Here is a 23,862-nt window from a genome sequence, read left to right as displayed (position 1 = left end):
AATCAGATTTGGCAAAACCGCTCATGTTAAACTACAATCCACTGCATTGTTTGCCATCTTCCGAAGAACTACCCGACTCAGATGATACTGCTGTGGATAATGAACTCCAAAATTTAATTCCCGGCTTGCTAAAAACGATACTAGCTTTGGTTTGGTGCGATCGCTGGGATTGGTTCTTTGGTGTTGATATGGGTATTTATTATCACCCAGACAAACCAGCCATTGTCCCTGATGGGTTTCTCAGCTTAGGAGTTAAACGCTTCATCGATGAGGATTTACGCCTAAGTTATGTGCTGTGGGAAGAAAATAAACTGCCAATTTTAGCGCTAGAAGTTGTTTCTCAAATATATCGAGAAGAATATAGCACCAAGAAAGAATTCTATGCCAAAGAATTAGGAATTTTGTACTACGTTGTATATAGTCCGCTTCGGCGTAGAAAGACACCTTTGGAGGTGTATCACCTAGTTGATGGGGAATATATCTTAATGTCAGGAAATCCAGTTTGGCTGCCAGAAATTGGTTTAGGAATTGGGGGAGAACGGGGAATTTATCAAGGTATTGTGCGGGAGTGGCTGTACTGGTATGACGAGGAAGGGCAAAAATTGCTGACACCAGAAGAACGCATCAGGGAAGCCGAAGAACGCACAACTTTTGAAGAACAGCGACGAGTGGAAGCAGAACAACAGGTGAAAATGTTAATTGAAAGGTTGAATGCCCTAGGTGTCGATCCAGAAACTTTGTTATAGATTCACCAAATTTTGTATTTTTTGCTGCCTTAATGTTAATTTGCTTCCTGGCTGGGGAATTATATCTATAAAGTAACTTATAGCTTGACGGTACAAATCGTAAAGGCTGGTTGCTCAATAAATATATTTACCAAAACCTGCATCAAAAATATGGAAGTTAAATTAGGATTTGGAGCAGTACCAAAACCTCAATATGTCTTTGTCAGCAAAGAACCCGATCACTGCTGGTATATGCTTGCTGAAGATGAAAAACGTATCCCAATTTATGAAAGAGCCTTGACTGGGGTAATTACAGAGATAGAAGTTAATAAAAAGGTTGAAACTAAATTCGGGACAGTTGAAAAAAACGATTTATATATTTTGGCAGATAAACCTTATATTATCCGTTCCGGTAGCGACTCTTTCTTTTCTAAAAGTTTATTATTATCTTTAGATACCCTTACTTATAAAGAATTGTGTAATCCACTAACGATCGCCGTTAGTCCTGGAGATAGTAATGTAGTTTTTTGTAAAATTTACGATCCAATAACTTATCGTTCTGTAGGTGTTAGTTGGGATGGGCATAAGGAATTAGATTGGCAAGCTTTAGGACAAAGACTAAGTTTAAAAATTAATAATATTCATAATTTTAATCAAGAGAAAAATCAATCTCAATCAGAAGTAAGTGACAATATAAAAACGCCTGAACCGCGTGATGTTTTTATAGCTAAAACTGACACATATTTAGCTCAATTAAATTGGACTCCAGAGCAGGGAAGGGAATATTTACAGCAAAGATATGGCAAGCGATCGCGTCTACAACTTACTGATATAGAAATTCTGGATTTCATTGATTATCTGAAGCTACAACTAACCTAAAATTGCTAAATTCAGGTGCTGTTATGTGAACTTTGGATAATTGCGATCGCTTTTAGTCCAATTCTTCTTCGGTAAGTCCAGCATCTTTCATAATGCTTTTCAAAGTTCCAATCGGTAAATCTCGATTACTATGAACCGGAACGGAGAGGATAACATCAACACCTTCTTTTACGTAAATATGATGACTGCCAGTAATCCGTTTCAATTCCCAACCCTGCCGTTCCAAAATTTTACAAAGTGCTTTACCTGAAACCGCTTTCATAGCGATATTTCAACCAACTGTTTCTCAGGGTCAAGTTCTTCTCGTTCGCTAGCAACTTCCAACCAACCTTGAATTGCATCTTGCAGCATCTCTAACAAATGTTCATAGCTGTCTCCCCAAGTGTGACATCCGGGTAGGGCAGGTACAGAAGCACACCACACACCGTCTTCTTGCCAGATAACTGCTTTAATTTTCATTACCAATCATCTCCACAAGATTGCGACTAATATTCTAGCGTTGTCTATTGCATTGAGATTTTAGCCCCTGTGCGATCGCACAAGTAGTGTAGTTGCTAAAGACACATAAATTTCTCTGAAGCAGATCATGTATCCGATGATGCTTTAGAATCATCTAACTCAGCCAGAGCTATCTTGACACACGCACGAACACCTTTCCAATCAAGTTCTGACAAGTGACCAATCAAAACCAAATTAGCAGAGGGTGGTAAGGTGACGATAAAACTTCTGAAAACAGACGCAACCCGCAAACCTGCTGCTGCCCAATCCTGAAGTGTATAATCAGTAATTCCAAGGGCAGTTGTCTGAGTAGTAATGAGTCCAATGATTACATCGGGACGGATTGCCTGATAAGTAGCAGATGACAGAACTACAGCAGGACGGCGCTTAATACCAGTAACACCGGGAAAATCAACTGTGACTACATCACCGGGATGGAACGTCACTAAACTGTCTCCTCACTTTCAGAGAAAATTGAAGTTGCGTACTCCAAGGAAAAGGATGCTAAATCAAGCTGATCTTGCTCAGTCCAAGCATCACTTTGGTCGATGATCATCGACAAGTTTTGCTCGACTAGCTCATTTAGAATTAGGGTTGCCAAGCGTAGCCGTTCAGTTGGTGACAAGTTACAAACAACTTGGCTGTATATCTCTTGGGCACTATTGGACATGATAAACCCTCCTGTCCCTTATTCTAACAGTTGCGATACCTGCGGCAAGCCATTAAAAAGCTACTATTCACAAAGTGTAGTTGCTAAAGATACATAAATTTCTGGGTTTTCTTGCTTCAAATCAATTTACTAATCTACACGCAAGCAATTGCCCTTACTTTATCAAAAAGTTGTTCAATAGGACTATCTAACGTCAGAAAATCGTCTGTTGGCCATTTCTCATTCAGTAAACAAAATAGCTGTTCCCCAACTCTTGAATCATTACCAAAACCACCCCAATTACAACTAGTCATAACTACAAGAAATATCTTTGCATTTTCGGAGACTTCTTTTAATTTATGTTCCCGATATTGAAAATGCTCATCCCAATTTTGTCGATGCCAACCAAGTTGTGTTTTGCATTCAATAATGGCAAGTAATTCATCGCCACGCCAGACACTAACATCAGGACGTATAGTGTTACGTTTTGTTTGGAGTGGACGTTCTGAAGCAATTTTCAAACCAAGATTTTCTAAATCATTAAACAGTTTGAGAAAGAAGAGTACTGTTTCCCGTCGATGTTTTAACCACTGCCGACCAAGTAAAACTTCTGGTACTCCTTCACCCACATGAACAGGAATATCAAAATCTTGTCCGTCCATTCGCACTTTCCCTAAATAAATATCAAATTCTGCATCTCCTTGGGCTGTAAGCATTGTTTGCTGTTCTACATAAATCCAATCAAGTGCTTCTAAATCTTGGTTATTAATTGCCAGCCACCAAGAAAATCCTGTATCAAAAAGCGCATCTACTGGTATCTCTAATCCATCCGCAGCTATCAAATCTATTTCAAAAAATAATTCATCCTCATCACCAAACTTGCCCGAAATCATATCCTGCCACACACCCCAGTTTCATTGATGCGGAAAACGTACAGCTTGGCATTGGGATATTCTTCATGTGCTTTATCTGCAACTACTAAAGCATCCCGATCAATGAAATATTTTCCACTTTCGGGTTCGACTGCCATGTACCAGTTATAGTGAGTTTTAATCAATTGCGGTTGTACTTGCTCAAAAATTGACTGGCAACGCTCTTTAAATGCTTGGCGTTCAGCTTTCCATTGGGCTTTGTGGTGTTCTGTCCACTGAATTTCTGGAAAAATCCTACCTCGGCGTACTGCACGAGCAGACTTGGCTTCAGTCATAGTTAATTATCTGTTGAGAGTAATATCTATATTTTTCACCATTATTGCTTGGGTTAGCGATCGCTATTTTTTGATCGGCTGCATAGCTTAAGACAAGCCAATAGATCCTTATTTTTCAATACGCTCAAGTTCTTCTCGCAATACTCGCCGTAATGTATCTTCTAAGGGTTCACGTCGCTGCTGAATGTACTCATGCAAGGCATCGTTAATCAAAGTTTGGTAATTTCCCCCACCTGCTGCATGAACTTGGTCACGAAACCATGCCAGTACTTCATCATCTAAACGAATTGTAATTCGAGTTTTGCCTGTTGGTGTTAATTCAATCGCTCCCCGCTTGCCTTGGCTAAAATCATACTCAGCTTCCATAATTTCCAAATCTAATACAGTGTCAAAACTCCCAAATCTGGATTTTTGTCAAACAATAACTTCATGCTTGCATTGTCAGCATTTGCCGTTCTCGATCGGTTGCATAGCTTAGGCAAGCCAAAATATCCTCTTGTGTCAAATAAGGAAAGTCATCAAGCACTTCCTCGTAGGTCATCCCAGAGGCAAGATAAGATAAAACATCGTATACAGTAATTCGCATTCCTCGAATACAAGGCTTACCACCTCGTTTTCCTGGTTCGATTGTAATAATGTTTTGGTACTGCACAGCTATTCAACCCTTAAAAATCTTCATCATCAACAAAAAATTCGGCATCGTCTTCTAATCGAGAATTACCCTGTCCAATACCAGCAAGTCCCCAGAGAGGTTGCAGCAGTGCCATACCAATTAACCCGACAACGGCACTAAAAGCTAGCACTAAACCCATTGGTATCTGAATCGATTGGAATGTTAAGAATTTTAACGATACGGGTGTGGCATTTTGAACTGAAATAATTGCGATCGCAATTACCCAAACCGCTACAACTAGAGATGTCAAAAAAGGAGCGATTTTCATATTTTGATTGAACTTAATAGTGAGAAGTTAAAAGTTATTAATTTAGAACTCATAACTGTTAATAGTAGTTGAAAGTTAATAATTGTTAATTTACAACTCTTAACTCCTAATTCTTATGCCTCTAGTTTAGCAATGACACTCTCTAACTCTTGAGCGATTTGGGTGAGTTTTTCGGGAGTGTTGGTTTCTAGGTAGACGCGCACCAGTGGTTCTGTACCGGAAGGACGCAGTAAAATCCAGCTACCTTCTTCTAAATACAGCTTAATACCGTCTTTACGCCCCACTTCCTTGACTTTAATTCCTGCTACCTCTGTAGGTGGATTTTTGGTAAAAGAGTCGATGACGGCGTTTTTGTGCGCCTCTGTGAGGTGCAAGTCTAGGCGGTTGTTGTAAAGTGGGCCATCGGCTTCGGCGATCCCTTCCTTAACGAGTAGACTTAAAGGCTTACCTTCATAAGCGATCGCTTCTGCCACCAGCATATCGGCTAATACCCCATCTTTTTCGGGAATATGCCCAATAATACTCAAACCACCTGATTCTTCTCCACCGATTAATACAGCAGTTTCCCGCATTTTTTCGCCGATGTATTTAAAACCAACTGCTGTTTCGTAAATTTGCAGCCCATTTTTAGCAGCAAAATTATCCAGCAGGTGGGTTGTAGCGACAGTGCGGACTATGGCGCCGCTTTTACCTTTATTTTTGATTAAATGACGTGCTAGAAGTAGCAGGACAGTATTAGGAGTCAGGACGGTTCCTTGTTCATCAACAATACCAAAGCGATCGCTATCTCCATCTGTCGCCAAACCCAAATCAGCGCGATCGCGAACTACTGCTTCTACTAACTCAACTAATTGTTCTCCTTTGGGTTCTGGCATTCCACCCCCAAATAAAACATCTCTCCAATCGTGGAAACTTTCTAACTGAACGCCACTATGTTGCAAAACTTCATCTAAATAGCCGCGAGAGGTAGAATACAAAGCATCGTACTTTACCTTTAAATTAGCGCTTCTGATCTTTTCTACATCAAGTAGAGTGTAGATAAATTTCAGGTAATCTGGTTTCGGATCGAAAATTGAAATTGAACCTGATGGGTTGCTCCCAGGTAACTCATCCGATGCACCTTCTATATTTGCCACAATAGTATCAGTAATCTCTGGAGTGGCAGGCCCAGCATAATCGGGTATATATTTAATTCCACAGTAAGGTGCTGGATTATGGCTAGCAGTAAACATTAACGCCCCAGCGGAATTTAGGTGACGGGCGTTGTAGGCAATTACTGGTGTAGGGCAATCCCGATCGGTAATTTTTACAGTCCAACCCAAATCTGCTAATACTTGGGCCGCTGTTTGGGCAAACTGGTCAGCTAAAAAGCGAGTATCGTAGGCAATAAGTACTGGTCTATTTTTTGTATAGGCTGTATCTAAATAAGTGGCGATTGCCCTTGTTACTTTTCTCACATTGGGGAAAGTAAAGTCATCGGCAATAATCCCTCGCCACCCATCGGTACCAAATTTTATCTTGCTAGACATTTTTGCCACTTGCTCCGGTACATTATCAGTACTATAAAAGCTTCCCGTAAAGCTTGTGTGGCAGCAAGTATCCTCCGAAGTTCTTTTCTAAGGAAGCCTTAGTTTAAACTTCTCCCCACCGTATTTTCTCTCACTGTTTCTGAGCAATGTCAACCCCCGATCGACCTTTTGCCAGTTATCACCTTTGGTCTCTAGTTGCCCCAGCGACCGGGCAAGAACGCTGGCATTGCCAGATGAGACGGGGGTTTATCAAAGCGCGGCAACACGAACCACAAGTCAAAGCGCTTTTAGGGCAAGCCACCGCACCCCAGCGCATTGGCATACTCGCCCAAAAAGGCATTTATGAGTTTCATCATCACAGGCATCTGTTGAAGCAAGCAGATGGTGTAGAAAGAGTTGCACAGCTACTTAAATTAGGCAACTCAAGCCTTCAAGTCCAGCAACGCGTGCTGCAAATTTTGCAAAAATATCACGATGCGCCGTTGCTTTTGGATAAAGATATTATCCAATTAACTCCGGGTGATGAAGGCTTTCCTAAACCGATAGTAGTGGAACAAGAAGATTATTGCTTTCGCTTATATGCGGCTATGGACTGCGTTTTCATTGAGAGCGATAGCACTTTACATATTTTAGATTTCAAAACTGGTAAATCGGCTTTTGACAAACGACAGGCATTAGTTTACTTATTAGCTGCTCGTTATCTTTACCCTGGACGAGAAGCTGTTGCATCATTTTATAATTTAGAAATATGTAAAAAATCTGACTTAATTAGCATTAATAATAGTGAGTTAGAATCCTTAAAATTTGAGTTAGCGAATATTGCTCATAAACATCAGCACGATTTGCAAAAATATCAGGAAGAAAATACTAATTTTAGTAAAATATTCCCTCCTAATCCTGGCTCTCACTGCCGTTTTTGCCCATTTAACTCCATCTGTGAGTTTGCCGATTTTAAGCAGCATCAATCATATCCACTGCCTAGTTTAAGAAGTTTAAGAATTAATAGCTAATTAGTTTACCTATTTGTCTTGGTTAAATTTTCAAAAAAATCTACTAAATACTCGTATTTTTACTGCACTGATTCTCTTCTCCTACCAGACAACCTAGATGTCAGATACATCGATTCTTATCTTTGGTTGTAAGGAGTTAAGATTAGTGCGGTTAACCACAAATAAATCTGTATTTAGATTAGTAGGAATTTCGACGTTTATTTTACTTCCAATATTTAAGGGGATTTTACCTCAAACTGTTTATGCATTGCTGTCGTCTTTAGACGCTTGTGCTATTCAACCTGAATGTGCCGCTGCTGGTTCAGAATTAGCTCCTACTGCGAAGGCTGCAATTAGCACAACTAAAGCTCAAAATGAGCAGGTTCTAAATAAAGCTCAAGAGAGATATTGTTCTTTTTATCCACTTAATTTAGTTTGTGGGCCACAAGGTCAATCTTCAGTTCTTTATAATTACAAATTCCACCAAACAGTACATTACAGGAGGTCTGGTTCTCCTGACAAATTTGTAACTCATCATTTTCAAAGTTGGCGACCTGCGCCAGGGGCAATTAGAAGTTTAGCTCAACCTCCAAGTATTGAATTTGGTGGTGGTTATCCTCCATCTGGTGATTATGTAACCTGGATTCATTTAAATGATGGAGATGGTAATAATCAAACTCGTGGGGTCGTTTATGAATATTCAACTGGCGACACCATGACATGGGATGATTATGCAAATTATTCTAACAATAATATTGAGGGAGAATGGATTAGCGATGTGGTTCGTGCTGATACACTGCCAGATAATTCATCCCCTCGTGATATGAAAGATTAACTTCAATAAAAGCGCGATGTGGCTGTTCAATTAATAAATTTTCATCAAATTAGAGGTTGCTGGCATGAATGAGCTTTCTACGCTTCTCCAAAAGATTAAAGAAAATCCAGTTATGTACATAGATAAGCCATCAATTACTTGTCTTGATTTCTTTGTAGGTGGGTATTTAGGTCAACTAAGTGACTTAGGAGCAACTCCAGAAGGATACCCAATGGAAGGATTTGACGAGTGGATGCAAGAAATAGCAGAAACTAATTTAATTAAATCTTGGGCTAGAATAATTCTATTTCTTTTTCCTGGTGAAAGAAATGCCTTCTATAAATTTTTTGAACTTTTTGAAAAGTTCAGAGAACAGAAAGATAATTCAAAAATTCAACAGAGTGAAGACCTTTTAAGGCTTCGTCAAGATTTGTGGTTTCCTCAGTTTGATATTTATAATGAGATTTCAACTAATATAAAGAAAAGACCAGGAATGTATTTAGGCAGAAGTTCAATTACTAGACTTGATATGCTTCTGCGAGGATATAGTCTGGCTCGAAGAGAAGTTGGCGTACCTCCAACTGAGCCAGAAAGGGAATTTGAAGGTTTTCAATCATGGGTTGAAGAGAAATACGGAATTAACTCAGGTCAGTCATGGTCTAAAATAATTCTTTTCTATTCTGTAGAGGAGCATGAGGCACTACAGAAATTTTTTGAATTGTTTGAAGAATACTTGAATAGGAACAAGAGTTTAGATGTAAACGAAATTAGTGGTTAAGCAGGAAGCATTAAAGTGCATTATCCTACGGCATAACACACCCTAGTCCCTAAATTAAATTGGAGTAATCAATATGATGAATCTTTCTACACTTCTCCAAAAGATCAAAGAAAATCCCGTCATATACATAGATAAGCCATCAATTACTTGCCTTCGTTCCTTTGTAAGCGGGTGGTATTTTAGTCGAATAGAGCATTTCGGATTAAATCCACAAGGCTACCCAATGCAAGGATTTGACGAGTGGATGCAAGAAAGAGCAAAAACTACAGTTTCCCGATCGTGGACTGAGATAATTCTGTTTCTTTGTTGGACTGAGAGAAATGCTTTCTACAGATTTTTTGAAGAATATGAACAGTTTCTAAAACACAAAGATGATTCCAAAATTCAAGAAAGTGAAGAAAAAGCTAGCTCTACTAAAGATAATTCAAAGTTTCGTAAATTTGATATTTACGACGAGATTCTAAAGGGCATAAAGAAAAGGCCGGGTATATACTTAAGAACTAGTCCAATCACTGAACTAGATATGCTTTTGCGAGGATACAGTCTGGCTCGAAGAGAAGTTGGCATACCTCCAAGCGAGCCAGAAAGGGAATTTGAAGGTTTTCAATCATGGATTGAAGAAAAATATGGCATTAACTCAGGTCAGTCATGGTCTAAGATAATCCTTTTCTATTCTGTAGACGAGCATGAGGCACTACAGAAATTTTTTGAATTGTTTGAAGAATACTTGAATAGGAATAAGAGTTCAGAAGTAGACGAAATTTGTGATTAAACAGAGAGTATTAAGGTGCATTAGCTTACGGCATGACACACCCTACTCATTTTCTCTGGGTTTTTCCCCAATAACCAATGCCTAAATTCAAAAAGGCGGTAATTCTTTAAGAATTGTGAACCGAATATGATTTATCGCCAAATCACCAATGGGGATATCTTCTTTGGTTAGCCGTTCACCTTTGCTTGTCACCGTTTCAAAGGTGATGCCTTTGCCAATTTCAATGTGATACCAGCATAAGCCCATAAAAAATCGCGTTGGATAAGGCCCACCTTCACCGATATCATCAGGATTTGATTCCATTGGCAACCAGCCGAAATTTGGGACGTAAAATTCTAGCCAAACATGATTAAAGTCGGGTTGTAGCGGTACTCCTACGAAGTCACTATGGGGAGGACATTTGTATCTACCTACGGTGCGGCAGGGGATGCCATTTAAACGGGATAAAGCAAGTAAAACGCCGACATATTCGCCACAGGAACCGACGCCCCGTTCTAAAACTGTATCTGGTGTGTCAATGTAAGGTTTGATACCGTATGATAATTGATCATAAACATAGTTACGAATGCTGTGCATTTTCCGCAGCACATTGGTTTCAGAACCAATCGCTTCTCTGGCAGCACGGCGAACAATGGTAGTATCCATTGCTAAATCGTCGTCATCCACTAGGTAGCGTGTTTCTAATTCTGAAGACAATTTAGGTATGTTTTCTACATCTCTGGGTGTGATGCGATACTTAATACCGCGAACTTCCAAAAGTGCTTTCCAGCCAAATATATGCCGTTCTCCTGGGGCAAGAGAGTCAAATTTAAACACTGCTACACGTTGCCCCTGTACCACTTCTTCGGTAAAGGGTATACCAATCGGTTCAACGTGTTTTACCTTTTGACGCTCTGTTTCCGATGGTAGGGCGATGCGCCATTCGACATCGGGTAAAAAAACTTCGTCTAAGGGGGCAATTTCCTCAGCATAGGACATTTCAATCAGATAGCCATTAGAGAGGGCATAGCGCTTATCTGGATCGTAATGATAATACAGAGGGTGAATAAAAGTGCGATCGCGGAATGTTAATTCATGACTCGGATCGGCATTGGGGTTATCCCGAATATAAGGCTCCTCTGAGGCGTAGGCGACGTAAATACTTTCTTTGCCTGTTTCGGCATTTTTATGGATTGCTATGCCTGTGGGACATTCAAAGGGTGTCAGGACGCTAAATTGCAACTCTCCCGTGGCTCTGTCCATCGCGTAAACTGATTGTTCGGTGCGATCGCAAATCCATAGCATTTCTTGGTTGACTGCCAAATTCTCTATCCCAACTCCAGGGGCATAAAATCTGGTAATTTCTTTTCGCGTTTCGCGGTCAAAAACCAGAATGTAGCCTAGCCTTTGGCAACTGACATAAACTGTTGTTTCCCAAACAGCAACGCCATCAGCGGCATAAGGCAATGTTACAAAATGTTCCAGACTCAAAGCATCCAGCTTGCACAAATAAACACTATTTTCTCGGCTCACCCACAGGGTATCATCCCACGCAGCTAAACCAGTGACATCGGTAAATTCTTCAACTTGATGGGAATTGAGAATTTTGCTGTTGTCAGAGGTGGGATCGATCTCTAGTAGATGCCCTTTGATACTGTCAATAGCAATCAGTCTATCTTTGATGAAAGTAATGCCACACAGGGCAGCAGCAGTAAGCGGTCGAATTGTTTTTTGCCCAAACATCTGGCTAACGGTCAAAGTGGGGAGTGCAAAACTCATAAAACCTTATGGTAAGTGTAAAAAACCCTCACCTTTAGGTAGGGGAGGAAACATGACTCAAGCGGTTTTAACCGCCGTCACACCAATTGCTGGATATAGAAAATCCTAGTCGAGCAATGGCTCCCCTAATTGGGGTAGATGAAGAGTGGTGAGTTAAAAGACTGCCCACAATGGGCGTTGCTCTTACCAAGTACATCTAGTGGTTTTCGATCGCCACGTTTACAGCGGGCTACTAATAATTATCGGTACAATGTGTTCCGATAAACTCTTTCGTGAGAAATAATACTATGTCAAAATAGGAGGAATTTACAAATGTTAAGAATTACATATACACTCATACAATTGGGGGATCGCCTTAATGTAACTTTAGAAGATGGAATTCCTGGCATCACTCAATTATGATCGAATTTTGTAACCATTTGCTGTGACCTACACGATGTCTGCTAATTCTCTGCCTGAAGGTGCCGCCGTTTGGCATAGTTTAGAAGTTGATAAAGCGCTAGACCTGCTTGATAGTAATGCAGAGAGCGGCTTAACACCCCAAGAAATTCAACAGAGATTGCAAAAATACGGCCCCAACGAACTTGAAGAAATTGCTGGCCGTAGTACTTGGGAAATTCTGCTGGATCAGTTCAAGAACATTATGTTGTTGATGCTGATCGGCGTCGCTCTGATTTCTGGTTTGATAGATTTATGGGGTTGGCGGACGGGCACTTTAAAGCCTGGTGAAGTGCCGTTTAAAGATACCATCGCTATTTTAGCAATTGTCATCCTCAACGGCATACTCGGCTACGTTCAAGAAAGCCGTGCCGAAAAAGCCTTGGCAGCCTTGAAAAAAATGACCTCTCCCTTAGTGCGCGTAATCCGCGACACCAGATTTGTGGAGATAGCAGCTAAGGAGCTAGTTCCAGGGGATGTAATGCTGCTGGAAGCTGGGATGCAGATAGCGGCAGATGGACGCTTGATCGAACAATCTAATTTACAAATACGCGAGTCGGCCTTAACTGGTGAAGCCGAAGCGGTGAATAAACAGGCATCACTAAAATTGCCGGAGGAAACTTCATTAGGCGATCGCCTCAATGTTGTGTTTCAAGGCACTGAAGTAGTCCAAGGACGCGGCAAGGTTCTGGTGACGAACACCGGCATGACTACAGAATTGGGTAAAATTGCTGCAATGTTGCAGGCAGTAGAAAGTGAACCTACGCCTTTACAGCAGCGGATGACTCAACTGGGTAATGTCCTGGTTACGGGTTCTTTAATTCTCGTGGCGATCGTCGTCGTTGGCGGTGTCATCAAGGACGGAGGTTTTAAAAATATTCAAGAACTCTTGGAAGTTTCCTTGAGTATGGCGGTTGCTGTAGTTCCAGAAGGCTTACCAGCTGTAATTACCGTCACCTTGGCACTGGGAACCCAGCGAATGGTGCGCCAAAATGCCTTGATTCGCAAATTGCCAGCAGTGGAAACGTTGGGTTCTGTAACGACCATCTGTTCTGATAAAACCGGCACCCTGACTCAAAATAAAATGGTGGTGCAATCGATTTCCACCAATAACAAAACTTTTCGCGTCAGCGGCGAAGGTTATGCTCCCACAGGAGACTTTCAGTTAAATGGTCAAAAAATTTCCCTAGAGGAGTCTCCAGAAATTTCCGCGTTATCAGTAGCCTGTGCTGTTTGTAATGATTCAGTATTGCAAAAAGAACAAGGTGAATGGGCGATTTTGGGAGATCCTACAGAAGGGGCATTACTCACCCTGGCGGGAAAAGCCGGAATTGAAAAAGACCAGTGGAATAGTAAGTTACCTCGCGTTGCGGAGTTTCCCTTTTCCTCAGAACGGAAGCGGATGAGCGTGATTGCTCAGGTGCAGCAAGTAGTCACAGGTGAAGCATCATCGAGGGGTATCGATCCTGCGATCGCAGGTTTTCTCCAATCAGAACCTTACTTAATGTTTACCAAAGGTTCTCCAGAGTTAATCTTGGCACGTTGCACTCAGATTCATTTGGGTAATGATACGGGTACTGTAACCGAAGCACAACGCCAGCAAATTTTGGCAGAAAATGACAAAATGGCGAGTAAAGGTTTACGGGTGCTAGGTTTTGCCTACAAACCTTTGTTAGAGATTCCACCGGAAGGTTCAGATGAAGTATCTGAGCAAGGTTTAGTGTGGCTGGGATTGGTGGGAATGCTAGATGCGCCGCGCCCAGAGGTCAGGGCAGCGGTGCAAGAGTGTCGAGAAGCAGGTATTCGCCCAGTAATGATTACTGGCGACCACCAATTAACAGCACGAGCGATCGCGACAGATTTGGGAATTGCCCAAGAAGGCGATAGGGTACTCACAGGTCAAGAATTGCAACGGATGACTGACCAGGAATTAGAGCAAAACGTTGACCTGGTGAGCATCTATGCCAGAGTTTCCCCAGAACACAAACTGCGAATTGTCCAAGCACTGCAACGCCGGGGTCGATTTGTCGCCATGACAGGCGATGGTGTCAACGATGCTCCAGCCCTCAAACAAGCCGACATCGGTATCGCAATGGGCATTACTGGCACTGATGTCAGTAAAGAAGCCAGCGACATGGTGTTACTTGATGACAACTTCGCCACCATTGTTAGCGCCACCAAGGAAGGTAGAGTAGTTTACACTAATATCCGCCGTTTTATTAAATACATCCTGGGCAGTAACATTGGTGAAGTTCTCACAATTGCAGCCGCACCCTTAATTGGCTTGGGAGGCGTTCCTCTTACTCCCTTACAAATTTTGTGGATGAATTTGGTTACAGACGGTTTACCAGCCTTGGCATTAGCTGTGGAACCTCCAGAACCGGATGTCATGCAACGTCCGCCTTTTAGTCCCCGCGAAAGTATCTTCGCTAGAGGATTGGGTTCTTATATGATTCGCATTGGGATAATCTTTGCCATTATCACCATTGCCTTGATGTGGTGGGCTTATCAACATACCCATGCTGCCGGGTATCAGGGCGATCCCGATACTTGGAAAACAATGGTATTTACTACCTTGTGTATTGCCCAAATGGGCCATGCGATCGCTATTCGCTCCAACAACCGACTGACAATCGAGATGAATCCCTTCTCTAATATCTTTGTACTAGCGGCGGTTGTCGTCACCACGATTTTGCAGCTGATGCTAGTTTATGTCCCGCCTCTGCGAGATTTCTTTGGTACTCACTACCTGACTCTAGAGGAATTGGGAGTTTGTATTGGTTTCAGTGCCTTAATGTTTGTGTGGATTGAAGCGGAGAAGATATTTTTGCGGATTATGGGCAAGAAGGCCGTCTGAAAAGGAGATTTTAGATTTTAGATTTTAGATTTATCTTCAATCCAAAATCTAAAATTTAAAATCCAAAATTGAACTTATGTACCTCAAAACTCTAAACCTCCGACAATTTCGCAATTATCAAGACCAGAACGTTGAGTTTAATGCTGCCAAAACAATTTTGGTAGGTAATAACGCTCAGGGAAAGTCAAATTTGTTGGAGGCGGTGGAGTTGCTGGCGACATTGCGATCGCACCGAATGACCCGCGATCGCGATTTAGTTCAAGAAGGGGAAGCCATAGCCCAAATTGATGCCACCCTTGAACGACAAACAGGTGTTAGTGACCTGACCTTAACCCTGCGCCGCAATGGTCGCCGTAGCGTTGCTCTCAATGGTGAATCTATCCGCCGTCAAATGGATTTTCTCGGCGTTCTCAATGCAGTCCAATTTTCCAGCTTAGATTTAGAACTAGTACGCGGCGGCCCGGAAGGTCGCCGCAACTGGTTAGATACACTCTTAATTCAACTGGAACCAGTTTATGCTCACATTTTACAGCAGTATAACCATGTGTTACGCCAGCGCAATGCCTTTTTAAAAAAAACTCAAGACTCAGCACTGGATACAGAGCAATCAGAACTAGCGGTGTGGGATGCACAGTTAGCGACCACAGGAACTAGAGTAATTAGACGACGCGATCGCGCCATCCAAAGATTAGCTCCCATTGCTACCACTTGGCACGCCAGTATCAGCGGCAGTACAGAAGTTCTGCAAATCAACTACGTGCCGAATATTCCTTTAGAAGATAACCATCCAGAAGAAGTACAGCAAGCTTTTTTAGCAAAAATTCAGCAGCGAGCCGTTGCTGAAATGCACCAAGGCACGACCCTTGTCGGCCCGCATCGAGACGAAATAGAATTAACTATTAACCAGACACCCGCTCGCCAATATGGTTCTCAAGGTCAACAACGAACTCTGGTTCTAGCTTTAAAATTAGCCGAATTACAATTAATTGAAGAAGTCGTTAAAGAGCCACCGCTACTATTGCTTGATGATGTTCTTGCCGAACTAGATTTATCCCGCCAAAATCAATTGCTTGATGCTATTCAAGACCGCTTTCAGACCTTAATTACTACTACTCACTTGGGTTCTTTTGATTCCCAGTGGTTGAAGTCCTCTCAAATTCTTTTTGTGAAAGCAGGGGAAATAATCCCAAATTTATAAGAATTGCGATTGAATATATGCTACTTTTTGTCGAGGCTAAATTGCTGAGAATTTTTAATTTATAATTAATTAATCCCATCATCCTATTGCAAACATTTCTTTTTCTCATAATGATTCTTTTTATTCAGTTTTTTCGCTGAGTGTATGCACCTCAGCTTAATACTAGTAATTATTATTTAGCTTTATATAGGAATCCGGTTTGATTCCTGAATTTACTTGCGTGGGCAGGGGATAGGGAAAAGGAAAGAAGGTATATATCCGTACTGAGTCTTGTTCAAAAATCAAATAGGAGTCCTATAGGACTTACGCAAAACTACGTGCTGTAGGGGCAATTCATGAATTGCTCCTACCTGAAAATTAACGTGTGCCTCCGTTGGAAACTCACGTTAAATTAGGGTTTCGGCTACTGTTTGCGTAAGTCCTGTTTTAGTGAAATCTTCGAGTAAACAGTTGTTTTGTACTAGATCAGAACTTACGTTACACACAAAACAATGAAAGTAGCGGTAATTCAGGAATTACCGCTACGTCAGAATCAAGTTTTCAGTTAAATCTTACGTAATATCCTATAGATATACCTCTTTTCAGGGTATATGACAGTTCTGGTACGGAAGATGGGATAATTCAAAATGTTCTGTTACATCCTCATTAAGAAAGATTTGTGGAAAAATCCTTAAAACCTTCACCTGGAAGTAATCCAGAACCTTTGTCCGGTGTGAATACTCACTCAAAATTTTACATCCCATCCCTTGATGGAATTAGAATTGTTGCTTTCATGCTTGTTTTCTTTTCCCATACAGGAATTGCGAAGGTTTTTCCCGGAAGTTTCGGCGTAACAATATTTTTCTTTCTCAGTGGTTACTTAATTACAACTCTTTTGAGGCAAGAGTACGATCGCGATGAGACTATTAATTTTAAGCTCTTCTATCTAAGACGAATCCTGCGTATTTGGCCGCCATTTTATCTAGTCTTGTGCTTAGGAGCGGGCTTAACTGTCTTAAAATTACTTGATGGAGAAATTCTCCTACCAGGCTTCTTGTCTCAGTTTCTACACTATGCTAACTACTATCAAATTTTTGTTGGCAGGGCTGGAGAAACTCTTGGTAGTTCAGTATACTGGTCTCTCGCTGTCGAAGAACACTTTTATTTACTTTTTCCACTCCTTTATCTAGCTCTACGTAAACTTCGTGTCAGTTCACGCAGACAAAGATTAATTTTTTGGGGATTATGTTTAGTTGTCTTACTTTGGCGGTGTGTTCTGGTTTATAGTTTTCACGTACCTGAACAACGTATATTTTTTGGAACAGATACCCAGGTAGATAGTATTCTTTTTGGTTGTGCATTAGCGGTCAGTGGTAATCCAATGCTGGATACCCAAGATTACTCTAATAAACTCTGGAGGTATTTCTTGTTACCTCTAGGAATAATCGTGATTCTTTTTACATGCATATCTCGCTCACCTGAGTTTCGATCGACCATTCGTTATACCATCCAAGGATTTGCCTTATACCCAGTCTTTATTACCGCTATCACTTTTCCCAACTGGGGATTATTCGCAGCGCTAAATTGGAAGTGGATGCGCTTTCTCGGCATACTTTCTTATTCACTTTACCTTACCCACTATACTGTGATATTCGCTGTTTGGAAGTATTTACCCAACTTGCCTAAAGTTCTCCAAGCAGGAATTGCTCTATTCATTTCTTTGGGATTAGCCTATCTGATTTACAAGTTTATAGAGTTTCCCTTGGGACAGCTACGCAAAAAGTTTTCACGGGCAGAAAAGACAGCCTTTGCTGAAAGCAGAACTGTTTAATTTTCTCAAGAGTTTATAAAGTTTCCATTGGGATGGCTACGCAAAAAGTTTTCACGGGCGTAAAAGACAGCCTTTGCTGAGAGCAGGGCTGTTTAATTCCCTAGAGATAGCCTGAATTACAAGGGTTATTAGCAAAAAATCAAATAATTAAAAATTTATGTATAAACCTAAAATTTTAATCACATCCTAATTTACTATTGACGTTTTTCAAACCTTTTAAAAACATTGAGAACCAAAAAAGTCAGCATAGCACTGATTAATCCTAACTGCCATAAACCACAGCCAGCAGCAATTCCCAATGCAGACGAAACCCAAATAGCCGCTGCTGAGGTGAGTCCGTGAATTTCAAGTTGCTGTGACTCTTGGGAAGATTGGCGCACAATTTCTCCAGCACCGAGAAATCCTACACCAGCTGCAATCCCTTGAATCACACGGCTAAGTGCATCAGGACTAGCTTGCAGTCCTCCTGTTTGCATGATTATTAAGGTAAATAAGGCTGAACCTAAACTTACCAGCATATGAGTTCTTAAACCAGCTGGTTTACGCCTAATTTGACGTTCTAAGCCGATGATTGCTCCAATAAACAATGCAATACATAGCCGGAAGCTGATATTCAGCCAATCATTAGTTGCAAGGTAGTAAGTGTTTGACAATGTTTAGTCTGATATGGAGAATTCTATATACTAGGTTAAATCGTAATATTTTTATAAAAATAGTACAAAACTATTCTAATGTTTAATTAATGGAGTTTAATCCAATGGGTGTAGTGCAATAGTCTATCTCATATTGGAATCTATCAATTCAGGAATGCTTTTGAAACGGAAAATTAACATTTTCCATTATTAGGATTATTTTTCAACAATATAATATTATTCTGGTCAAGGAATAGAGATTTGCATTGTTAAATTGTGGCAACGATCGTCATTTGGGCAAACTACATGAATTTTAAGTTTATTAAATAGTTGTTTGACTATTTAAAATGACTGAGCTAAAAAATTATACCTTAAATTGTTAGATTTAACCTATAGGACTCATATTTGATTTTTGAACAAAACTCAGTACACCTTTATTCCTTCTTTCCAGTCCCCATTGCCCCTAATCCCCAGAGGGGGCCCCGAGTTCCCCAGTCCCCAGTCCCTTACCTCTATGAGTGATTCAGAAATCAAATCGGATTGCTATATATACTCAACAATTAAATAGGATCCGACCATGTATAAGTAGAGCAAATCAGCTATACAGCGTATTTAAAGTTACTGAAGTACACAACGATTCGTCTCAAAACCAGCTATCAAGCCTGTTTTACTTCTGATTTCTGACTCCTGTTAGCGCAGCGGGGCGTAGCCCATTCTGAATTCTCCTCTATCCTGCTTCAAAACCCGTAACTTTGTAATTTATGCAAAAGAAAACTGCTGTAAGTCCTGAGTACTTTTTATTTAGAAGTCAGTGGATTAACCTGATAACATACCAAAAAGAAATAGCTGTGGCTACAAATAACAAATTGAGTGAATAAACTCTACTGGCTAGATCAAATTAAACTACAAGACCGTGCCAAAGTAGGTGACAAAGCCTTTTACTTGAGCAAAATTATCCAGCGTGGCTATCCGGTGATGCCTAGTTTTGTAGTTTCGGCAGAAATTTTGCGGCAATTTCTCGAAAATCTCAATAGTTCAGAATCATTAGTAGCTGACTTACCCCATTCTTCGCTACACCTTGATGTCACTAATTGGCGTCAACTCCAGCAGGTGGCTAGTCGCTTGCGCCAAGAAATTCTGACTGCGACTGTAACCCAGGAGTGGGTGAGTCCAATTTTCCAAGCCGCTAGGGAATGGCAAACTAGCTGTTTGATTCTTCGGCCTTCTTTGGCAGTATCAACTGCTACTCCAGGTATAAACAACAATATATCGGGTTTACTGGAGTCGGTATTTTGCCAGTGCGAACCGGAAGCGATCGCACTGGCTTTAAAGCGTACCTGGAGTCAAATATTTCGGGCCCGGAGTCTATTATATTGGCAGCACTTAGGAATTAATCTGCAACAAATTAATCTCGCAGTTTTGGTGCAACCTGTTGAAAATGCGATCGCCAGTGGTTCGCTCACAACCAATCCCTCTGGCTGGGAAATTGAAGCGACTTTCGGATTAGGAATTGCGATCGCTCTTGGCGAAGTCCAGCCAGATGTTTACTACATTCAACCGGAAACTGGGGTTGTGCTTGAGCAACAACTGGGCAATAAAATCTTGGCTTATGGCGTTGATGATGCAGCGCCTAAAGTTTTTTCGCAACCCTTGCCGAACTCAGCGTTAACACCAGATCGCACCTGTCTGATTACCTATCTACTTCCAGAAGCGCAACAAAAACAGTACTCTTTACAAGAAGAATACTTACAACAAATAATTGCTCTGGGAACTCAACTGGTAAGTGAACTAGGTAAAACCTTTACTATTAAATGGACTATCGCCGAGCAAACTACATCTGGAAAGCTCTACATCACACAAGTTAGTCCTTCACAATCTGTAATTCCCCACTTACACTTCATTCGGGGACTAGGAGCAGCCGGGGGACGTGTTGCAGCCACTGCCCTGGTAATTAATCCGCAACAGAAACCCGAACAACTACCGAAGGGAGTCATTTTAGTAATACCAACGATTACACCTGATTGGTTGCCATTCTTACAACAAGTTGGTGGTATTATCACAGAACAAGGGGGATTAACCAGTCACGCGGCAATTCTAGCTAGAGAATTAGGTATTACAGCAGTAGTAAACGCAACATCTGCCACAACTTTAATCCAAACTGGCGAACGATTGCTGCTTGATGGCGACAGAGGAGAAGTTTATCGCATCAAAGGAGACTCAAAGGAGGAGATGGAGAGAGGGAGAGAAGAAAATCTTCTTTCCTCCCATTACCCCAATCCGAAAGCGCCTCATCCTGCTGTTACGTCTCATCTACCTATGATTGCTACCCAACTGCTGGTTAACTTGAGTCAATCCACTTTAATAGAACAAGTGCAAAACTTGCCTGTGGATGGAGTGGGATTGTTGCGTTCCGAATTGATGGTACTAAATATATTGAACGGGCAACATCCCAATAGTTGGATTTTAAGCGGGCGTCAGGCAGAATTGTTAGAGCTATGGTCTGAGCAGATTATGCAATTTGCTCGTGCCTTTGCACCAAGACCAGTTTTTTATCGTTCTTTAGATTGGCGATCGCAGGATTTACCATCATTGCGTGATAGTTTAGAATCTTCGCCACAATCGATGTTAGGTGAACGCGGCACCTTTAGTTATTTACGAAATCCCGCAGTATTTGAGTTGGAACTACAAGCTTTGGCGAGTGTACAGCAAGCTGGTTATACCAATGTCAACCTACTGTTGCCTTTTGTGCGGACTGTAGAAGAATTTATTTTTTGCCGTCGCAAAGTTGAGCAAGCTTTTTTAACCGAAGTGGCACAGTTTCAATTGTGGATGATGGCAGAAGTACCAAGTGTCTTGTTTTTATTACCAGAATATGTAAAAGCAGGTGTGGCCGGAATTTCTATTGGTACAAATGACCTGACCCAATTATTGCTAGGAGTGGATCGAGAACAAGGACAGCTAGCAAAAGTATTTAATGAACGTCATCCAGCCGTTATGAGTGCGATCGCTCAACTGATCCAGATGGCTAAAAGTGCCGGTATACCTTGTTCAATCTGCGGTCAAGCACCAGCCCTCTATCCAGAAATTATTGATAAGTTAGTGGAATGGGGTATTACTTCCATTTCTGTTGAACCGGAAGCAGTCGAACGAACATATCAAGCGATCGCTCGTGCTGAACAACGCATAATTTTAGCAGCAGCACGACGAAAACTTAATTAGTTAGGAGTTAGGAGTTAGGAATTAGGAGTTAGGAGTTATGAATTAATTGCTCACTACTAATTTATTTGATGTAGCCAGTTTCGCGCAAAAACTTCCGTAAATCGGCGAAGAATTTAGTGCGTTCGCGAAGCGTCTCCGAAGGAGATTCGCTTTTTTTATAAGCTTGTTGCACTCGCCCCCATCCATCCTGTCCTTGATTCAGCAGATATTTATCTGCCAAATAAGCTGCTAAAAAGCCCTTGCCATCATCGCCTTGTTGCCGTTGCCTGGGTATAAGTTTGCCATAGCTCTGAGGCATGATTGAAGATTAATTTGGGATAGCTACGAGTCACATCAACCATTTTCCCTTGGCGATAACGCCAAATTTGTAGGGGGTAGGCAGAAGCAGCATAAGCTGTAAAAGCATAGGCAAAGCGATCGTCTCGACTATCAAACTCTGGAAGTCCATCTTTGTCTAAATCTTTAAGTTGATAACCACCATTACCCCATTCATGACGAATCTTAATATACTTCTGAGATTTGCTGTCGTAGCGGTAAATCAATGAATAAGTACAACAGTGCGCTCCACCTGTAAAGAAATCGGTAATTATTTCTGGTTCTTTGTTACCGTCCAAGTCTTGCACTGGTAAGTTATTTTCTTGTTCAGATATATTCCCTACAGGTCTGTCATATTCATCTTCTTGCGGCAGTTTTTGATCCAAAACAGTTTTACCCGCCCGGATAATTTTCAACCGGACATTTTTATACTGATATTCCTCTGGCTTCTCGTAAGATATTTCTGCCCGCACATTGCCTGATTGCCCAGTTATTGTTTCTGCTATTGCCGTCTGGGTAAATACAGCCGTTGCGCTCAAAAGAGCTAAACAGATTAGAGACTGACTGCTAAAGGAGCGAATAGTAATCATCATTGGTGTTGTATATAGCACATTCAACTTTATACAACACCAGCAAAATGTTCAATATAGCCAAAATCGCCATCTCGATCAAATATTCGGCGTGTTAGAGTTCGTGCGTTCTGAGTTTATCCCTATTCTGCTATTTGATTGGCTAAGACCTAAAGTTACTCGTTTCATAATCCAGTACAAACCTGCAAGTACCACAAAGGTGATAGCAATAATCACCAAGGGCTGTTTTCCCAGAATTTCTTCTACCCCTTTGGTTATTACGGCATCGGGTTGAGTAATAAAATCCCAACTGTTGAAACGCAAAAATCGCCCCCAATAAACACCAACAGCACAGAGAAAATGTGTAATCGTCTCAACGCGCCAAATCCATTGGCTCTTACCGATGCGATGTAAGTAGTGACCCCAATTAATTAACGATATTACATAAGCTTCAAATCCACCGAGAATTACTAGCAAATACACAGGAATAAGTACTAAAGTAATCATCCACACCGATTGAATCGTGCGGATATCATCTATCAAGTGAATTACATCGGTTAACAAATATGGTGCATTTGGTAAGAAAGCATAGAAAACTAAGAATCCTAGCCACCAAAGCCAAGTGCCGCCGCGCCTCATGCGAAATAGCCAGACACTCAAAGCCAAAGGTATAAAAGCCAGAAACAAATTCCAAGTCATCCAACTCATATTAATTCGCAAGACCTGCACGACTCTGGCTATCAATTCTTCTTTCATAGGTGCTTACTCGGAAGATGTTTGATTGATGTAGATTCACTCTGTAGTGTTAGTGTTAACCTTAGCGATCGAATTTTTGTAGCCTCCAAGAAAATTAATTTACTCCAACATCAGACAATATTTTTGTGTCAGTTAGAAGTAAATGCATACTGAATATATGTCCTATCTGTCCAAAATTTAGAGTTTTTGTGTATTTTATGCTGGAGGATGAAATTTATCAATCAATCGGCTTAAGTCACTAGTATAGCCAGAAAATCATCAGGGCAAAAGATACCACCGAAAGGTAGTCTGAGCAACAAAAATGCTGCGAATAAGTGATGGTGGACTTTTTTAATTGCAATGTTGCCCCTGTGCTAACTATTATATTGATTTCATTTTGCCCTGCTAGAGTTCCAGAAGTACCTAAAGTTTTTGTCGAGTCAGCCTTTGCTTAAGGGCGGGCGAGACGCCATTGGTGTCAAGTTAAGGCAGAAGCCCAAATGTCAAGCGACCTTGCAGCGTTACGTCGATGTCGTTGGCGAACAGCTTT

At 41.2% G+C, this 23,862-nt stretch carries 25 protein-coding genes; 10 read left to right on the top strand and 15 right to left on the bottom strand.

Annotation, left to right across the window (positions count from 1 at the left end):
- Positions 1 to 23 precede the first annotated feature (23 nt).
- Both V7K44_RS00125 and V7K44_RS00120 read left to right on the top strand, forming a co-directional pair.
- Complete coding sequence (locus tag V7K44_RS00125; protein ID WP_334927480.1) at positions 24 to 746, top strand: Uma2 family endonuclease; 723 nt, start codon at positions 24 to 26, stop codon at positions 744 to 746.
- A gap of 150 nt (positions 747 to 896) precedes the next feature.
- Positions 897 to 1,604, top strand: coding sequence for a hypothetical protein (locus V7K44_RS00120; RefSeq protein WP_334927478.1), 708 nt, complete (start codon positions 897 to 899; stop codon positions 1,602 to 1,604).
- A 52-nt stretch (positions 1,605 to 1,656) separates the two neighbouring features.
- Here the strand turns inward: V7K44_RS00120 and V7K44_RS00115 are convergent, their stop codons facing one another.
- The 10 genes from V7K44_RS00115 to V7K44_RS00070 form a co-directional block, all read right to left on the bottom strand.
- A complete protein-coding gene (locus V7K44_RS00115; protein WP_334927476.1) occupies positions 1,657 to 1,866 on the bottom strand; it encodes a type II toxin-antitoxin system HicA family toxin in 210 nt (69 codons plus the stop codon).
- Positions 1,863 to 2,063 carry a type II toxin-antitoxin system HicB family antitoxin gene (locus tag V7K44_RS00110; RefSeq protein ID WP_114084373.1) on the bottom strand — a complete coding sequence of 67 codons (201 nt, stop codon included), beginning with the start codon at positions 2,061 to 2,063 and terminating at the stop codon, positions 1,863 to 1,865. Before V7K44_RS00110 ends, V7K44_RS00115 begins: the two co-directional genes overlap by 4 nt.
- A gap of 125 nt (positions 2,064 to 2,188) precedes the next feature.
- Complete coding sequence (locus tag V7K44_RS00105) at positions 2,189 to 2,548, bottom strand: type II toxin-antitoxin system PemK/MazF family toxin (RefSeq protein ID WP_334927473.1); 360 nt, start codon at positions 2,546 to 2,548, stop codon at positions 2,189 to 2,191.
- Positions 2,548 to 2,772: a hypothetical protein gene (locus tag V7K44_RS00100; protein ID WP_334927471.1), complete on the bottom strand. Its 225-nt coding sequence runs from the start codon at positions 2,770 to 2,772 to the stop codon at positions 2,548 to 2,550. The genes V7K44_RS00105 and V7K44_RS00100 overlap by 1 nt, the downstream gene beginning before the upstream one ends.
- 134 nt (positions 2,773 to 2,906) lie before the next feature.
- Positions 2,907 to 3,644 carry a hypothetical protein gene (locus V7K44_RS00095; RefSeq protein ID WP_334927469.1) on the bottom strand — a complete coding sequence of 246 codons (738 nt, stop codon included), beginning with the start codon at positions 3,642 to 3,644 and terminating at the stop codon, positions 2,907 to 2,909.
- Positions 3,641 to 3,958 carry a hypothetical protein gene (locus tag V7K44_RS00090; RefSeq protein WP_334927467.1) on the bottom strand — a complete coding sequence of 106 codons (318 nt, stop codon included), beginning with the start codon at positions 3,956 to 3,958 and terminating at the stop codon, positions 3,641 to 3,643. The genes V7K44_RS00095 and V7K44_RS00090 overlap by 4 nt, the downstream gene beginning before the upstream one ends.
- 108 nt (positions 3,959 to 4,066) lie before the next feature.
- A complete protein-coding gene (locus V7K44_RS00085; protein WP_334927466.1) occupies positions 4,067 to 4,324 on the bottom strand; it encodes a BrnA antitoxin family protein in 258 nt (85 codons plus the stop codon).
- 61 nt (positions 4,325 to 4,385) lie between these two features.
- A complete protein-coding gene (locus tag V7K44_RS00080) occupies positions 4,386 to 4,610 on the bottom strand; it encodes a DUF433 domain-containing protein (RefSeq protein ID WP_334927464.1) in 225 nt (74 codons plus the stop codon).
- A gap of 13 nt (positions 4,611 to 4,623) precedes the next feature.
- A complete protein-coding gene (locus tag V7K44_RS00075) occupies positions 4,624 to 4,899 on the bottom strand; it encodes a LapA family protein (RefSeq protein WP_322650706.1) in 276 nt (91 codons plus the stop codon).
- A 113-nt stretch (positions 4,900 to 5,012) separates the two neighbouring features.
- A complete protein-coding gene (locus V7K44_RS00070; RefSeq protein ID WP_334927461.1) occupies positions 5,013 to 6,428 on the bottom strand; it encodes a phosphoglucomutase/phosphomannomutase family protein in 1,416 nt (471 codons plus the stop codon).
- A gap of 146 nt (positions 6,429 to 6,574) precedes the next feature.
- On the opposite strand from V7K44_RS00070, the gene V7K44_RS00065 reads away from it, so the two are divergent.
- The 4 genes from V7K44_RS00065 (at position 6,575) to V7K44_RS00050 (ending at position 9,781) form a co-directional block, all read left to right on the top strand.
- Complete coding sequence (locus V7K44_RS00065; RefSeq protein ID WP_334927459.1) at positions 6,575 to 7,438, top strand: PD-(D/E)XK nuclease family protein; 864 nt, start codon at positions 6,575 to 6,577, stop codon at positions 7,436 to 7,438.
- A 97-nt stretch (positions 7,439 to 7,535) separates the two neighbouring features.
- On the top strand, positions 7,536 to 8,252 hold the full coding sequence (locus V7K44_RS00060) for a hypothetical protein (protein ID WP_334927457.1): 717 nt from the start codon (positions 7,536 to 7,538) through the stop codon (positions 8,250 to 8,252).
- A gap of 64 nt (positions 8,253 to 8,316) precedes the next feature.
- Positions 8,317 to 9,009 carry a hypothetical protein gene (locus V7K44_RS00055; protein WP_334927455.1) on the top strand — a complete coding sequence of 231 codons (693 nt, stop codon included), beginning with the start codon at positions 8,317 to 8,319 and terminating at the stop codon, positions 9,007 to 9,009.
- 73 nt (positions 9,010 to 9,082) lie between these two features.
- Positions 9,083 to 9,781: a hypothetical protein gene (locus tag V7K44_RS00050; protein ID WP_334927453.1), complete on the top strand. Its 699-nt coding sequence runs from the start codon at positions 9,083 to 9,085 to the stop codon at positions 9,779 to 9,781.
- A gap of 87 nt (positions 9,782 to 9,868) precedes the next feature.
- On the opposite strand, the gene V7K44_RS00045 is transcribed toward V7K44_RS00050, so the two are convergent.
- Entirely contained in the window at positions 9,869 to 11,539 is a 1,671-nt protein-coding gene (locus V7K44_RS00045; RefSeq protein ID WP_334927451.1) for a transglutaminase family protein, read from the bottom strand.
- Positions 11,540 to 11,975: 436 nt separating this feature from the next.
- On the opposite strand from V7K44_RS00045, the gene V7K44_RS00040 reads away from it, so the two are divergent.
- The 3 genes from V7K44_RS00040 (at position 11,976) to V7K44_RS00030 (ending at position 17,842) form a co-directional block, all read left to right on the top strand.
- Entirely contained in the window at positions 11,976 to 14,834 is a 2,859-nt protein-coding gene (locus tag V7K44_RS00040; RefSeq protein ID WP_334927603.1) for a cation-translocating P-type ATPase, read from the top strand.
- 76 nt (positions 14,835 to 14,910) lie between these two features.
- Entirely contained in the window at positions 14,911 to 16,032 is a 1,122-nt protein-coding gene (gene recF, locus V7K44_RS00035; protein WP_334927449.1) for a DNA replication/repair protein RecF, read from the top strand.
- A gap of 658 nt (positions 16,033 to 16,690) precedes the next feature.
- On the top strand, positions 16,691 to 17,842 hold the full coding sequence (locus V7K44_RS00030) for an acyltransferase family protein (RefSeq protein WP_334927447.1): 1,152 nt from the start codon (positions 16,691 to 16,693) through the stop codon (positions 17,840 to 17,842).
- Between the two features lie 194 nt (positions 17,843 to 18,036).
- Here V7K44_RS00030 and V7K44_RS00025 read toward each other — a convergent pair whose 3' ends face one another.
- Positions 18,037 to 18,495: an MgtC/SapB family protein gene (locus tag V7K44_RS00025; protein WP_334927445.1), complete on the bottom strand. Its 459-nt coding sequence runs from the start codon at positions 18,493 to 18,495 to the stop codon at positions 18,037 to 18,039.
- A gap of 849 nt (positions 18,496 to 19,344) precedes the next feature.
- Here V7K44_RS00025 and V7K44_RS00020 point away from each other — a divergent pair.
- Positions 19,345 to 21,693, top strand: a complete 2,349-nt coding sequence (locus tag V7K44_RS00020; protein ID WP_334927443.1) for a putative PEP-binding protein — start codon at positions 19,345 to 19,347, stop codon at positions 21,691 to 21,693.
- Positions 21,694 to 21,754: 61 nt separating this feature from the next.
- On the opposite strand, the gene V7K44_RS00015 is transcribed toward V7K44_RS00020, so the two are convergent.
- From V7K44_RS00015 to V7K44_RS00005, 3 genes are all read right to left on the bottom strand, one after another.
- Positions 21,755 to 21,991, bottom strand: coding sequence for a hypothetical protein (locus V7K44_RS00015; RefSeq protein ID WP_334927440.1), 237 nt, complete (start codon positions 21,989 to 21,991; stop codon positions 21,755 to 21,757).
- A complete protein-coding gene (locus V7K44_RS00010) occupies positions 21,939 to 22,601 on the bottom strand; it encodes a hypothetical protein (RefSeq protein ID WP_334927438.1) in 663 nt (220 codons plus the stop codon). The genes V7K44_RS00015 and V7K44_RS00010 overlap by 53 nt, the downstream gene beginning before the upstream one ends.
- 75 nt (positions 22,602 to 22,676) lie before the next feature.
- Entirely contained in the window at positions 22,677 to 23,333 is a 657-nt protein-coding gene (locus tag V7K44_RS00005; protein ID WP_334927436.1) for a DUF1361 domain-containing protein, read from the bottom strand.
- Between the last annotated feature and the right edge of the window lie 529 nt (positions 23,334 to 23,862).

Origin of the sequence: Nostoc sp., from assembly GCF_036917235.1 — a bacterium.
Classification (GTDB): Bacteria; Cyanobacteriota; Cyanobacteriia; order Cyanobacteriales; family Nostocaceae; genus Nostoc.
This window is presented reverse-complemented; position numbering and strand designations above follow the sequence as displayed.